This window comes from Lactobacillus sp. ESL0703 (assembly GCF_029433435.1).
GTDB lineage: Bacteria > Bacillota > Bacilli > Lactobacillales > Lactobacillaceae > Lactobacillus.
On record NZ_JAQTIB010000001.1, the window covers coordinates 347,063 to 361,355 of the forward strand.

General features: G+C 39.8%; 17 protein-coding genes and 1 riboswitch. Of the genes, 1 reads left to right on the forward strand and 16 read right to left on the reverse strand.

What is annotated here, in order from left to right:
- Window positions 1-40 precede the first annotated feature (40 nt).
- Together PT278_RS01475 and PT278_RS01480 are read right to left on the reverse strand one after the other, a co-directional pair.
- Window positions 41-271 (reverse strand): YozE family protein, encoded by a 231-nt coding sequence (locus PT278_RS01475; protein ID WP_277129674.1) that lies wholly within the window; start codon window positions 269-271, stop codon window positions 41-43.
- Window positions 272-273: 2 nt separating this feature from the next.
- The gene (locus PT278_RS01480) at window positions 274-1,134 is read right to left on the reverse strand and encodes a DegV family protein (RefSeq protein ID WP_277129675.1); all 861 of its coding nucleotides are present in this window, start codon (window positions 1,132-1,134) and stop codon (window positions 274-276) included.
- Window positions 1,135-1,251: 117 nt separating this feature from the next.
- Here PT278_RS01480 and PT278_RS01485 point away from each other — a divergent pair, with 117 nt between their 5' ends.
- Window positions 1,252-1,917 carry a hemolysin III family protein gene (locus tag PT278_RS01485; RefSeq protein ID WP_277129676.1) on the forward strand — a complete coding sequence of 222 codons (666 nt, stop codon included), beginning with the start codon at window positions 1,252-1,254 and terminating at the stop codon, window positions 1,915-1,917.
- On the opposite strand, the gene PT278_RS01490 is transcribed toward PT278_RS01485, so the two are convergent.
- The 14 genes from PT278_RS01490 to PT278_RS01555 all read right to left on the reverse strand — a co-directional run bounded on the left by PT278_RS01490 (window position 1,914) and on the right by PT278_RS01555 (window position 14,245).
- Complete coding sequence (locus PT278_RS01490) at window positions 1,914-3,110, reverse strand: CCA tRNA nucleotidyltransferase (RefSeq protein ID WP_277129678.1); 1,197 nt, start codon at window positions 3,108-3,110, stop codon at window positions 1,914-1,916. The two genes, PT278_RS01485 and PT278_RS01490, sit on opposite strands and share 4 nt — an antisense overlap.
- A 189-nt stretch (window positions 3,111-3,299) precedes the next feature.
- Window positions 3,300-4,553 carry a tetratricopeptide repeat protein gene (locus tag PT278_RS01495; protein ID WP_277129679.1) on the reverse strand — a complete coding sequence of 418 codons (1,254 nt, stop codon included), beginning with the start codon at window positions 4,551-4,553 and terminating at the stop codon, window positions 3,300-3,302.
- 126 nt (window positions 4,554-4,679) lie between these two features.
- Complete coding sequence (locus tag PT278_RS01500; protein ID WP_277129681.1) at window positions 4,680-4,955, reverse strand: HU family DNA-binding protein; 276 nt, start codon at window positions 4,953-4,955, stop codon at window positions 4,680-4,682.
- Between the two features lie 187 nt (window positions 4,956-5,142).
- A complete protein-coding gene (gene der / locus PT278_RS01505; protein WP_277129682.1) occupies window positions 5,143-6,453 on the reverse strand; it encodes a ribosome biogenesis GTPase Der in 1,311 nt (436 codons plus the stop codon).
- A gap of 65 nt (window positions 6,454-6,518) precedes the next feature.
- Complete coding sequence (rpsA, locus tag PT278_RS01510; RefSeq protein WP_277129683.1) at window positions 6,519-7,730, reverse strand: 30S ribosomal protein S1; 1,212 nt, start codon at window positions 7,728-7,730, stop codon at window positions 6,519-6,521.
- A gap of 72 nt (window positions 7,731-7,802) precedes the next feature.
- On the reverse strand, window positions 7,803-8,477 hold the full coding sequence (cmk, locus tag PT278_RS01515; protein WP_277129684.1) for a (d)CMP kinase: 675 nt from the start codon (window positions 8,475-8,477) through the stop codon (window positions 7,803-7,805).
- 43 nt (window positions 8,478-8,520) lie between these two features.
- A complete protein-coding gene (locus PT278_RS01520; protein WP_277129685.1) occupies window positions 8,521-9,030 on the reverse strand; it encodes a LysM domain-containing protein in 510 nt (169 codons plus the stop codon).
- Between the two features lie 96 nt (window positions 9,031-9,126).
- Window positions 9,127-9,816, reverse strand: a complete 690-nt coding sequence (locus tag PT278_RS01525; protein WP_348636154.1) for an ECF transporter S component — start codon at window positions 9,814-9,816, stop codon at window positions 9,127-9,129.
- A 92-nt stretch (window positions 9,817-9,908) separates the two neighbouring features.
- Window positions 9,909-10,023, reverse strand: a riboswitch (FMN riboswitch).
- A gap of 27 nt (window positions 10,024-10,050) precedes the next feature.
- Window positions 10,051-10,770: a pseudouridine synthase gene (locus tag PT278_RS01530; protein ID WP_277129686.1), complete on the reverse strand. Its 720-nt coding sequence runs from the start codon at window positions 10,768-10,770 to the stop codon at window positions 10,051-10,053.
- A complete protein-coding gene (scpB, locus tag PT278_RS01535; protein ID WP_277129962.1) occupies window positions 10,770-11,378 on the reverse strand; it encodes an SMC-Scp complex subunit ScpB in 609 nt (202 codons plus the stop codon). Before scpB ends, PT278_RS01530 begins: the two co-directional genes overlap by 1 nt.
- Complete coding sequence (locus PT278_RS01540) at window positions 11,368-12,105, reverse strand: segregation/condensation protein A (protein WP_277129963.1); 738 nt, start codon at window positions 12,103-12,105, stop codon at window positions 11,368-11,370. Before PT278_RS01540 ends, scpB begins: the two co-directional genes overlap by 11 nt.
- Window positions 12,095-12,457, reverse strand: coding sequence for a reductase (locus PT278_RS01545; RefSeq protein ID WP_277129687.1), 363 nt, complete (start codon window positions 12,455-12,457; stop codon window positions 12,095-12,097). Before PT278_RS01545 ends, PT278_RS01540 begins: the two co-directional genes overlap by 11 nt.
- A gap of 8 nt (window positions 12,458-12,465) precedes the next feature.
- Window positions 12,466-13,374 (reverse strand): site-specific tyrosine recombinase XerD, encoded by a 909-nt coding sequence (xerD, locus tag PT278_RS01550; RefSeq protein WP_277129965.1) that lies wholly within the window; start codon window positions 13,372-13,374, stop codon window positions 12,466-12,468.
- On the reverse strand, window positions 13,358-14,245 hold the full coding sequence (locus PT278_RS01555; protein WP_277129688.1) for a S1-like domain-containing RNA-binding protein: 888 nt from the start codon (window positions 14,243-14,245) through the stop codon (window positions 13,358-13,360). Before PT278_RS01555 ends, xerD begins: the two co-directional genes overlap by 17 nt.
- Between the last annotated feature and the right edge of the window lie 48 nt (window positions 14,246-14,293).

A 14,293-nucleotide genomic window follows, 5' to 3' on the forward strand; every position in this document is an offset into this window, starting at 1 on the left:
TCTTTAACACTAAAAAAGCCCCAAAGGTTAGGAGCTTTACTTAATACGCCATCTTTTCTTGATACATCTCATAGGCCCGATCAAAAATACTCATGCTGGATAAATAACCGGCATTTAGTTCAAGATAATCAGATAGCTTTTCGTAATCTTGTTCCTGTTTAGGAAAAGTTTGATCATTCTGAGCATTGTTTGCAAACTGCGCGATTTCATCATTCGAATCACTGTCGCGCTGCGTCATTAAATAACGATAAAAACTTTCTCGATAAGCCATGATTACTCCGTATAGTACAAAATTGCATAAGCGCCTAGTCCCGCATGCGTCGCAATCACTGGACTAGTCTCTCGTACCAACACGTCAATCTCAGGATTAATTTCCCTGATTTTTTGGGCAAAATCCTTTAACTTTTGCGGCACACCATCAAGGGAAACGTAAGAAATACCTACTTCCTTAATCTTATCCTTGTTAGCTTCGATATCAGCTAACACCCGATTATCAAAGACTGATGAGAATTTTTTGCCGCGGCCTTTTTTAGCCACCTTTAAATGACCACCTGGCATTTGCAGCTCAAGGCGAATGTTCAGCAGAGTAGCAATTTTACCAGAAACAGGTCCTAGTCGTCCACCCTTGACGATATTTTCTAAATTAACAATCATCATGCGCAGGCGCTGCGTCTTTTTAATATGCTCTAGATGCTCTAAGATTTCTTGGACAGTCTGTCCTTTCAAAGCCCCACGAGCAGCTTCTAAAACTTGCAATCCTTCAGCACGGTCAGTCAATTCTGAATCGACCAAACTAACTTGGTCATCCTTACCGGCAATTTTGACAGCTTGGCTGGTTGCGTCAATTGTTCCGCTCAAGCCCTTACCTAAAAAGATGCCGATAACTTGACTCCCGTCAGCAGTTAACTCGTTGACTGTATCAACCAATTGGCCAATTGGCGGCTGGCTGGTCTTCGGTAATTCTTTTGCTGTCGTCATTTTTTCAACAAACTCTTGTCGTGTAATATCTACGCCATCAACGTATGTTTGGTCATCAATTGTTACCAGTAATGGAATAACTGTGATATGATATTTTTCAATTTCCTCTGGCGTTAGCTGCGCTGAAGAATCTGTCATGATTTTTATCTCTGACAACGTATTCGCCCTCAATTCTAATTCGCGTTACATTTATGATAAAATGTTACCAATATCAATACAAGCATTATAGCAAAAAAACTTAATGCAGAAGAAAATGATTGGACTATTTTGATAATGAAATTAAAACAACTTTGGCAAGAGCCAACAACAAGATCAAAAACATATTACATTCTCGACAACACCTTTAGCGCCATTACCCACGGAATTGGGTTTGGCTTAGCTGTTGCCGGATTAGTAATGTTAATTATTAGGGCCGCAGCTACTGGTAATGCCTTGCGGATCGTTACTTTCAGTGTTTATGGAGCTTGTTTAGTCTTTTTATACCTGTTCTCGACCCTTTTTCACAGCCTAATCTTTACCAAGGCACGCAATGTTTTTCAAATTTTTGATCATTCATCAATCTTTTTGTTAATTGCTGGCTCATACACGCCATATTCCCTAGTTGCCATTGGTGGCATGTGGGGTTGGATTTTGTTCATCCTTATCTGGGCATTAACCATTTTTGGCATCATTTACTATATTTTTAACCGCGGCAAACACACAATCCTTGATACCGTCTTATACGTTGCCATGGGCTGGCTGGTGATTTTTTCAGGACATTCACTCTATATCCGTCTCAGCCCAGTCGGCTTTTGGCTGCTTGTCGGCGGCGGGGTTGCTTATACTGTCGGTGCTCTATTGTACACGATGCGGCGCATTCCCTTTATCCATGTCATCTGGCACTTGTTTGTAATGCTCGGGTCAGGGTTAATGTACTTTTCCGTCTTACTCTACGTTTAGTTATCTGCCAAAAAAGCAGTGACGGCCTCTACCGTGTTTTCAAGTTTACCAGAAATTATTTTTTGCTTAATTTCGGTCAACAATTGGCCCAATTGTGGTCCTGGGGCAATTCCCGAATCAATTAAAAAGCGGCCATCAATAGCAAGCTCGGCTGTGGACTTAATCGGCAAGGCAACGTAGCGGTCAACTAACGCCTTAGAGTTAACTGGCTGCCCCAAAATATGAGCAACATCAATGGCGTTTAACAGGATTTCTTTTCCTGCTTCAAAAAGCTCAAAATCGGTTGGTGTCCGCTCCGAAAGCAAATCAAACAGGGCAACAATTTTTTCAACTTCGCTGGTCATGGCATTTGAATTCTTCCAATCACGCATAAATTTTGTGATTTGCTCATTAGGAATTTTCAGCAAAATTATTACAATTGCCCAAAGACTGGTCTCCATATCCGGATTAAATTCCAAACTGGGATAGATTGCCAATAAGTCACTCTTACCGCCAAAGTCAGGAACATCCTCGCTTAATTGCGTTTCTAAAAAGACCTGAAATGCTTGGCGTGAGTGCGGGCCAATACCCATCTTAACAAATTCATCACGAATCCGTTCTACCGAAATTTTTTGTAAGAGCTGGTGGTTATCCTTAACTGCCTGCTCTGTTTTTGTTTCTAAATTAAATTGCAGCTGGCTCATGAAGCGCACGGCACGCATCATTCGCAGGGCATCTTCGTTAAAGCGCTTTTCAGGGTCGCCAACCGCCCTAATCACATGCTTTTGCAGGTCGCCAAGCCCATCAAACAAATCAATAATTTCACCATTTGTATTCATTGCCAAGGCATTGATTGTAAAATCGCGCCGTTTAAGGTCTTCACTCAAATTCTGCACAAACGTTACATGATCGGGCCGGCGATAATCCTGATAGCCAGATTCGGTTCTAAAAGTAGTAATTTCGTAGCTTTCGCCATCATATAGGACAGTTACAGTTCCGTGCTTAATCCCAGTATCAATTGACCTGTTAAACAATTCCTTGACTTCTTCTGGATATGCACTAGTTGCAATATCAATATCATGGATATGCCGACCCAATAATAGATCACGAACGGAGCCGCCAACAAAGTAGGCTTCAAAACCTGCTTCTTCCAATGTCTTAAGAACCGGCAGCGCCGCTGTAAAAATCGCGGGTAATTCAGTTATTTTCATCATTAATAATCAACTCATTTGTTTTTATTTTTAATTTTTGTTAGTTAAATAAACATTATTATTTTAATTTATAATAGTGTCACTGCATATTATAGCCTATTTACGGGCAGAACACGACTTCTCTTGTATCATCTCGAAAAATTGCCAAACAAAAAAGGCCACATTATGGTCTTTTTGTGTTAAAAAATTTAATTAATCAGCTAACTGATTGTATAATTCCTGCATATCGCCGTCTTCTGGTTCCAGCTTTAAATAGCGCTCTAACAGCTGCAGGACGATTTCAGTAGAATTAGCCTCAGTATTAAAGAAACGAATCATTTGCTTCAAAAAAGAGGGATTACTTTGAAATTCTGGATATGCCAGCAAGAACTCACTCTTGGCCTTGTCGCTATTATCCAAGTTTTCATAAGAAAGAGCCATGTTCCAATGAGCTTGCGGCTCCAAATCACTCTCATCAAGCTTGGCAAACAATTTGAGGTTTGCTTCGTCTTTATTTTCGTGTAAGTAAAGATTGGACAATTGCAGCCGCAAATCATTGTTTTCTGGTTCAACCTTTAAGCCCCGCGTCAACAAATCCTCAGCGGTCTTTAAGTCATTCAAATTGGCTGCTGCACGGGCACCCTTAGAATACAATATCGGATCAAGTTCGTTATAAGCCAGTCCTGCCTGACTGGAACGCAAAACCTGTTCGTTATCATTTTTGTGTTCATAGGCGGTAGCTAAGAGTGGATAAGCATTCACGTAATCCGGACTTTGATCGATCACGTCATTTAAATAAGTAATAGCTTGATCGTCCTTATTAACATTAAGCATAATCAGCGCAGCTTGATATTTGCTGTCAATATCCAAAATATCGCCGCTATGCTCTTCAATTACCTTGCTGGCTTCTTCATAACGGCCTAACTTAGCCAGAGTTTGAAACAGCCGGTCAGTCAAGTTAACTTCACTAATATTCTTATGACGCGTTAATAAATCCTGATACAAAGCCAAAGCCTGCTCATTATGGCCGCTCAGGTAATCTAATTCAGCCAAGCCAAACTTAATGACATCTTCGTCTGGAGCTAATTTAGCCGCCTTCATCAGCTTGCTATGGGCTGTCTCGAGCAAGCCGTTAGTTTGATAATAATCAGCTTGAACTAACAAACTGTCAAGATAGGCAGAAGAATCTTCATCAATGTTGTAGAGTAATGACAAACCATCGTCTTCTTCGCCATCATTTAACAAAATTTCGGCTAAGTAGACTTTAAATAAGTCTTCCTTTGGAAATTGGGCAATCAAACTCCGATAAACTTCTTTTGACAAGTTAGTAAAACCCAAGCCAGTTAAATTTTCGGCTAAAGATGCCAAGACTTCTGGGTCATCATTATCCAAGGCCTTTTTTAGTAAGACTTTTTCCTGCGAAAAATCTTGTTTTTCAATTGAATCAAGTAATTGTTCAGAATACATTTAGTCCCTCCAATATCCTTAATTATGCCATAAAATCAGTAGAACAAGAAACATCCTGAATTATTTATCCCGATCAAAAAAGATGGTAACGATCATGTTACCATCTTTTAGGATAAAACTATTAAGCTATTTAACAGCTTCTTTAAGAGCCTTACCAGGTCTAAATGCAGGAACCTTGCTTGCTGGGATTTTAATTTCATCACCAGTTTGTGGGTTACGACCCTTGCGAGCTGCACGTTCACGAACTTCAAAAGTACCAAAACCAATTAATTGAACTTTGTTACCCTTTGCAAGATCATCTTGGATTGAGCTAAAAATTGCATCAACAGCAGTGGCTGCGTCTTTCTTAGTTAACTTAGTTCTTGAAGCTACTTCAGAAACTAATTCTGCTTTATTTGCCATCTGGACTTCACCTCCCAAAATTTGGGTCCACTTAACTAAACCCAAAGCCTATTCTTCAAACTGAAGAACGAGAAATAATGATTCTGATTTAATCACTGTTTCCATGAACCCAAAATAGCACAAAAGCCTTACTACAACAAGCTTTTTTGCCAAAAAGATTAATTTTTATATATTTGTAATATACAAATTACTTTCGCTTACGTGCAATTATTTTAATTGGTGTACCTGTAAAATCAAAATTTTCTCTTAATTGATTTACTAAGAAACGTTGGTAAGAAAAGTGCATCAATTCCGCATCATTAACAAAGACCACAAACGTCGGCGGGTTAGTTGAAACCTGGGTCATATAGTAAACTCTTAAACGTTTACCCTTAATCATTGGCGTTGGGACTAGTTTACTTGCCTCTAGTAGTAAGTCATTGAGGACACTAGACTGAATCCGCTGGTTTTGATTTTGGTAAACTTGCTTAACCATCTTAGGTATTTGGTCAAGCCGCTGGCCAGTTTTAGCCGAAACAAATAAAATCGGCGCATAATCAAGATACTGGAATTCTTGCCGAATTGTTTGCTCAAACTCTTTAGCACTAGTACTGTTTTTCTTTGGCAAATCCCATTTGTTTACGATGATAATGATCCCGCGGCCAGCATCATGGGCATAGCCGGCAACGTGCTTATCTTGCTCGCGAATTCCGGTACTGGCATCTAAGACAAGGCAGACAACATCTGAGTGCTCAATTGCTCCCATCGCCCGCATGACTGAGTACTTTTCCGTCTTTTCGTAAACCTTACCACGACGTCTGATTCCGGCCGTATCAACAATTCTGAATTTGGTACCATCTTCTGAGACGAATGGACTATCAACCGCATCACGGGTCGTTCCTTCTTCATTGTTGACGATAACTCGCTTTTCACCAACTAATTGATTAACAATTGATGATTTACCAACGTTTGGTCGCCCAATAACACTAAAAGAAATTTGGTCGTCGTCCTTTTTATCTAAGTCTTTCGGCAGTTCACTGACAATCCGGTCAAGTAAGTCACCAATCCCAGTACCATGAACACTAGATACGGGAATTGGGTCACCAAATCCCAAACTGTAAAAGTCATAAATATCTGCTCGCTGCTCGGGATTATCAGCCTTATTTACGGCTAAGATAACCGGCTTTTTGGTGCGGTAAAGTAAATGTGCAATTCGCTCATCTAAGTCGGTTAAATGATTAGCGACACTAGTCAAAATTACAATTACGTCAGCTTCATCAATCGCGATTTCTGCTTGAGCACGAATTTCATCTTCAATGCGCCCGTCTTCCCACGTAATACCACCAGTATCAATTAGGTCAAACTTTTGCCCCATCCACTCAGCTTGGGCATAATTACGGTCACGAGTTACGCCGGGCTTATCTTCAACAATTGCCAAACGCTCATTAATAATCCGGTTGAAAAGCGTTGATTTACCAACATTTGGTTGGCCAACAATTGCCACTACTGGTAAAACCATCTTTCAGCCTCCTTTATAATATAAAATAAAAAAAGCCGGCTATTCAGTCGGCTTTTTTATTATGATTAACGACGGTCCTTTAATTGGTCACCAATAATGTCACCTAAAGCGAAACCGCTGTCTTCGTTGTTCATGTACTTCTTGTTAACAGAGTTGTTTCTGTTGTTGTATGAACTGTGTGAACGAGAACCTTCATTGTCAGAGCCTTTAGAATCAGCTGCCTTCATTGAAAGTGAAATCCGACGTTCACTTGGGTCAATGTTCAAAACCTTAACCTTAACAGTTTGGCCAACTTCCAAAACATCACTAGGTTTGTCCACGTGCTTGTATGAAATTTCTGAAACGTGAACTAAGCCTTGAATACCATCAGCAACTTCAACGAAAGCACCAAAGTTAGTCAATGACTTAACTTCACCTTCAAAAATGTCGCCTTCATGTAATTCTGAAGTAGCTTGTTCAAATGGAGAAGGTTCTGTTTGCTTGATTGAAAGGGAGATGCGATGTCTGTCATCATCAATACCAATAACTTTGACCTTAACATCTTGACCAGCCTTTAATACATCGCTAGGCTTATCAACGTGCTTGTATGAAATTTCTGAGATGTGAACTAAACCGTCAACACCACCAACATCAACAAAGGCACCAAAGTTAGTCAAACGAGAAACTTTACCTTCAACAACATCACCAACAACTAATTGTGATGCTACTTTATCAAAGGCTTCTTCACGTTCTTCTTCAATTAAATCCTTGTGTGAAAGAATCAGACGATTCTTACCTGGATCAATTTCGGTAATCTTAAGTTTCATTGTCTTACCAATGTAAGGCTTAAGATCAGAAACGTAACGGTTAGAAATAAGTGAAGCTGGTAAGAATCCTCTAGTACCAACATCAACTAATAAACCACCACGAACAGAAGCTGTGACAGTACCTTCGATAGTTTTACCTGCTTCGAAGTCTTTTTGTAATTCGTCATAAGCTTCTCTTTCCTTAAGACGAGTTACTGAGAAGAAGAACTCACCGTTTTCCTTGTCGCCGCCGGCTTTTCTCAAAACTAAAGCCTTAAGCTTGTCGCCTGGCTTAACAAGGTCACGTAAATCGGCGTTGCGGTCTGAAGTGAATTCACGACGTGGGATTACACCTTCGACACCGGCATTTTCAACACCGACATCGATTTGGCCGTCTTCAACGTCTAATACTTCTACATCGACGATATCTCCGACCTCAACTCCTTGCATTTGTTTCAATGCATCTAAAAATTGATTACTGTTTTCTGACATTATTTACCTCCCAATATCATAATCTAATTCTAAATGAAAGTGAGATATTTTTCTACTGTTTTAGCCCCTTTTTTATAGTTTTTTTTGACTTTTTTTAATTTCGTCTAAAATTGCGGCCACTACTTGGTCGATTGACATCGATGTTGTGTCAATTTCGACTGCATCTGCTGCCTTTTTTAAGGGTGAAACTTCACGATGTGAATCCTTATAGTCACGACTGGCAATGTCTTGTTCGATTTCAGCAACCGTCTTGTCAGACTTAATGCCCCGTTCCTGCAAGTCAAGCATCCGCCTTTTGGCTCTAGAAGCTGGAGTTGCCACTAAAAAGATTTTAACTTCAGCATTAGGCAGAACCGTTGTTCCAATATCCCGGCCATCCATAATCACATTAACCTTGCCGGCCATTTGCCGCTGCAGACTGACCATTTTAGCCCTCACGCCAGCTAAAGCAGATACCTGCGACACATTAGCCGAAATTTCGGGGGTGCGAATTTCTTGAGAAATATCTTGGCTGCCGACAAATACTTTTTGTTCACCGTTAACAACCTTGAGTTCGATGCCAACCTGGTCAATTGCCGTTAAAATTCCAGCTTCATCCCCATAATCAAGATGCTGCTCTCTGGCAATTACCGTACATGCGCGATACATCGCTCCAGTGTCAATATAAATAAAATCTAATTTTTGCGCAATAATTTTTGCGACTGTACTTTTGCCAGCTGAAGCTGGTCCATCAATTGCTACTTGCATTCAATCAAAAAGGGACGTCTTAGTCCCTCTCCTTTCTCAATAATTATTTTAATTTAAGTGTTTGACCAGCATTCACATGTCCATCAGCATCAAGATCATTGAGCTGAGTTAATGTTTGCGGCGAAACATTATTCTTTTTAGCAATGCTATTTAAAGTATCACCATCTTGAACGACATATTGGTCAGCCTGGTCAGTCTTTTGGTTAGTCTGGGTCTTCTTTGTCTTGGTCTTAGCTGCTGATTTAGCTGGACTTGTAGATTTCTTCTTAGTAGTCAACTTATTTTTATGCTTGGACTTCTTAACCTTAATCTTAGTCTTTCTTTTCTTTGCATGCTTAGCGGGCTTTTTAGTCGTTTTTTGTAGTTCGACAGCCTGTTCCGTGGTCTGACCACTTGAAGCCAAGTGATGAACAACAGGAACAAGAGCAACAATCACAATGGCAAGAATTGCCATTGTTGCCAGCCAGCCCTTAGAATGCGACCTATAAGTTACAGTCCTCGGTTCATCTGGACGTGCATAATGTTTATATGGTTTTTCCTGTTTCTGATTCATCAAAATACCTCGATTCACCTAACTTGTTTAATTTTAGCATATTTATCAATCTTTTTGGATAAAAAAATCGGCCATTTACATGACCGACCTTTTAAATTATCTCTTTAAATTAAAATTCTTTTGAACAAAAGGTTTTAAATTACGTAAAACTGCTTCAAATAGTAGGTAAACAACAATGCTGTTGATTAATCCCTTTAAGAGATTAAACGGAACAATTATGCCAAAAATATATGTCCCCATTGATGGAATATGCAGTAATTGTCCCAAATAGACCTTTTCGGTGAAGCCCAATAAACCGGAATAACCATGAATTGCTGGCAAGTTAGGTACCGTAGTTACGGCATACATTGGCGTCAAAATCAACGCATTGAGGGTTGCCAAAACTACTGCCATCGCAATTGTCCCGCAAATCAAACCAATAATCGGCTTCACGTGCCGCTTCATGCCACTGGTTTCATCACGCTTTACGTGTCTAGTAACAAAATAGAATGGTAAGGCGTAACAAACTGATGCAATTAGAGCTGCTAATTGGCCAACAATACTTGCCAAATTAAAACCACTATAAATTAAACTTAACAACATTCTGATAATCGCAATGAAAATCCCCGGCCAAATGCCAAACAGAAACATTCCAATTGTAACGATGACGTCAGAAAAATCAAACTTTAAGAAATTCGCATTTGGTAAAATAGGAATCCCTGTAAATTTAATAATGACAAACCCTACTGCACCAAACATCGCACAAGCGATTAATAATGCCAAATTACTCGTACTCTTACTCTTCAAAAAACTTACCTCCAAACAAGAATAGGTCTGTTGCTCCCCAGCAACAGACCTATTAAAAGTAAGCGTTTTTAATTTACTTTTCTTTTAGTTTAGTCTGTCTTCTTTCATCTAGACTCTAACTATCGGTATCTCAAAAGATTCCACCACTTACGTGGGTCGTGGACTTGCACCACCGGTCGGGATTTTCACCCTGCCATGAAGACAACAAACTCTGTATTTAATTCTATCAATATATTAGTCCACGTGCTTTAATCTGTCAACTTCTTCGTGAGTCAATTCGCGATATTTGCCAGATACAAGCCCATCAAGTGTTAAGAACGAATATTTTTCTCGGGCTAACTTTTCAACTTGATGATTAACTGCCTTAAACATGTTTTTAACTTGGTGGTAGTGACCCTCATGAATCGTTAATTGGACAATTTGGCGGTTACGCTTCTTATCTGTGCGAATAACTTTCACCTTAGCTGGGGCACTCTTATGGTGGTCAAATTCGACCCCGCGTGCCAACTTTTTGCTTTCTTCGGGTAATAATTGGCCTTCAATACGGGCAACATAAACCTTGGCTACCTTATTGCGCGGATGCATCAATAAATTAGCCAGTTCGCCATCGTTAGTCATTAATAATAAACCCGACGTATCATAATCTAGTCGACCTACTGGGTATAAACGGTATGGTAAATCACTAAAATAATCAACTACCGTTTTTCGCCCTTTATCATCACTGGCTGTCGAAATAACCCCGCGCGGTTTATAAAATAAATAAGTATGCAGGCTTTCGCGCTCAATTGGTTCACCATCAACCGTAATATTACTAAAAGTTTCTACTTTAGTTCCAAGCTTAGTGACAATTTCACCATCTACAGTGACGCGACCCTCCGTAATCATTTTTTCAGCCTTACGTCTTGAGGCAATTCCTGCCTCAGCAATTACTTTTTGTAAACGTTGTAACGTCATTATTTTTCTCCCTTTTGCATGCTGGCCAAGTTCTTGTCAGCCTGACCCTTAGCCGCAAATAAATCTATTTCGCCATCCGCATTAATACTATCATCTTCAAAGTTTTCAATTAATGGCAAATCTGCTAAACTTTGGTAACCAAAATACTGCAAAAAGTAGTCACTAGTAACATACAAGTTAGGATGCCCCGGTGCTTCTTTTTTCCCGTTAACCTTAACCAGTCCGCGCCAAATTAAAGTCTGCAATGCACCAGATGAATTAACCCCGCGAATATCATCAATTTCAACCCGAGTGATTGGCTGGCGATAAGCAACAATCGCCAAAATCTCCAAAGCCGATTGACTTAATGTCTTAGTTAAATCTTTTTGAAAATAACCTTCTACCGTCTTGGCAACCTCAGGACGGGTTGTTAACTTGTAATTTTGGTTGATATGTAATAATTGCAGCCCCGAATCGGAATTCTCCTGCAGCTTATCAGCCAAATCTTTAGTTAATTCGCGTAAAGCTGACTGACCTACCGCTAATAATTCACATAAATTATCATCAGCAATCCCGTTATCGCCTGCCACATACAGCAAGGCTTCTAATTGCGCAATCTTACTTGGCATCGACATCAATTCCCTCTAATTCTAAATCGCCATATGCTCGCGCCTGACTGACCTTGATTTTTTGTTTTTTGCATAATTCCAATAGTGCCAAGAATAGACCAATTATATCTGACAAATTACGCATTTGGTCACTGCACGCAAAAAAGCTGACCTTTTTGCGGCCGGCAGTTTTTTCCTGCAAAAAATTAATCATTTCTGTAATCGGCGTTTCTTTTACTTCTACTGATGCAATATCGGGCTGCCTAATTTTCAGCCGCTGCAATACAGCAATAAAAGTATTCGTTAATTCTGTTGCCGTAATCTGACCACTTGGCAATGGCTGGACCTTCTTAGTCTGCGGAATACTTTCTTCCTTAGCCGCTGTAATTGGTACCATTTCGTTGCGCTTCTTAAAATATGCCGATATCTTTTTAAAGACTGAATACTGCACCAATTGTTGAACTAACTCATCCCTTGGATCGTCTTCAGGCTCATCGGCGATAAAATCATTCTGAGGCAACAATGACTGTGACTTAATGCGTAAGAGAGTTGATGACATTACAAAATACTCGCCGGCAATTTGCAAGTTCAATTGCTGCATTTGCTGCAAATAAGCTAAATATTGACTTGTAATTTGGGCAATCGGGATATCATAAATATCAATTTTTTGCGACTTAATCAAGTGCAGCAGTAAATCCAGCGGTCCTTCAAAGTTAGGCAGTTCTAAAGTTAAATTATCACTCATGATGTTTATCTTCTATTAAATATTTAAGTAAGTAGGTCCATTCAGGCAAAGCTGTTACCTTCTTCTTCGGGTTCGTGGCTGCTAATTCGCGAACTGCCGCAGATTCGCACTTGGCATTACGATAATCCGGCGCAAATGACAGATAACGAATAATAATAAAATTAGCATCATTTTGCGTGCCAATAACCCCAACAAAGTTAGCCTCATCTCCGCGATATAGGTAAAGCTGAAACTCCGAACTAGTCTTATTCAAATTTATTTCTTCTTTTAAATTGGCAAGATTTTTAAAATCCGGTAAGTAAGACAAGAGGCCCATTGCAACCTTTTCTTTGTCACTTTTACATTCAATTAACATTTAATCACCTAAGTTCGTGGATGCGTTTTGGCATAGACTTGTAAAATATGCTTTTGCGATAAATTGGTATAAATTTGGGTGGTGCTGATATCAGAATGACCCAAAATTTCCTGTACAACCCGCAAATCAGCACCATTTTCCAATAAATGCGTTGCAAAAGTGTGTCGCAAAGTATGTGGTGTCACGTCTTTAGTTATTCCCGCCACCTGGCAATAACGTTTAATAATCTGCCAAACAGCTTGGCGAGTTAATGAGCCGCCGCGATTATTAAGAAAAATATAATCGTTAGCCTTCCCGGTTTTTAGGAGTAGTGGTTCACGAACCTTAGTCTGATAACTTTCAATCCACGAAATAGCAACCGTACTAATCGGAATTAACCGCTCCTTAGAGCCTTTACCCAAAACCTTCAGCAGTTTTAATTCTTCATGCAAATCATCAAATTTCAAATTAATTAACTCGCTGACCCGAATTCCTGTCGCATATAGTGTCTCAAGTAAAGCTCGGTCACGTAAACCCAACTTTTGGTGAACATCAGGTTGTGCCAGCAAACTTTCAACTTCATCAACTGTCAAAGCTACCGGCAACCGCTGCTCCTTTTTAGGTGGGTCAATTTCCAGCATGGGATTTAATTTTTGAATGTTTTGCCGTGCTAACCACTGGTAGAACTTGCGCAAACTTGAGATCATCCGGCTAATCGAACTAGTCGCCTTGTTCAAGTCGCGCTGCTGGGCCAAAAAGGCATCAATATCTAATGCCTTAGTTGGCCAAGATGTGAAATTTTCCTGCGTTAAAAAAGCAAGAAATTCCGTTAAATCTTGGCGGTAGGCTGTAATCGTATTGGCACTCAGACCACGTTCAATTTGACTATAACGTAAATAATCTTCAATCTGTTCCTGCAATTTACTCATTTTGGTCATCATTTGGATCGTTGACTAGGCTGATTGTTCCACTAACCTTGTCTTCAGTAATATATCTTCCCTTTAATAGGTGGCCCAAAGCACGTTTAAAAGCAGACTTAGAAATGCCAAAGTAATTCTTGATCTCTTGGGCATCGGACTTATCGTAAAACGGTAAGGTTTTCGTCTTCATTCGGCGCAAACTCATCAAGACCATTTGGGCATCATCGTCAATTTCTTCAAAAGCCCGCGGTAAACTACTCAAATTAAGCCGGCCATACTGACTAATGCCAACAACACGACCCTTAAACTGTTCACCTAACCGCAATGGCCGCGCCATCTGTGATGAATGGACAAAACCTAGGTAATATTCCTTAGTAATTACAAAGGCACCTAGTTCCCGACTAGCATAAACCGTACCAAAGATATTTTTATTTTCCATATCATTAGGAAAATGTGCTGACAATTGCTCAAAAATATTTTCATCAGCTAATTTGGCCCAAACACGGTCTTTCTCGTCAGTTATCAAATGAACTAACAGCTGATCGTCTTTGCGAGGCCAGCGATCCTTATCAAAAGGAAGGTCATCAACCGACAAAACGACATCTTTATCCGGCAAACCGATATCGACAAAAACACCTAGGTTATACTTGACTTCAGTAACCTTGCCCCAACCATACTGGTCTTTCTGCGCAAATGGTAAAAACTGTGTCATTTCACGATTGTGCTGCTTATCATCATACAAAAAGCCGCGAACTTCATCACCAATCTTTGGTTTTTCCTCTTGGGTAATTTCCTTACGCTTTAATTCATAAGTAATGCCGTCAATTTGCACGTAATACGCGTCTTCATTTTGATCAATTACTTTACCTGTTTCAATCGTGCCTAACATAGTCACTTCTCCTAATTTTACATAATTCTATCTTTATTAAGTATAAAA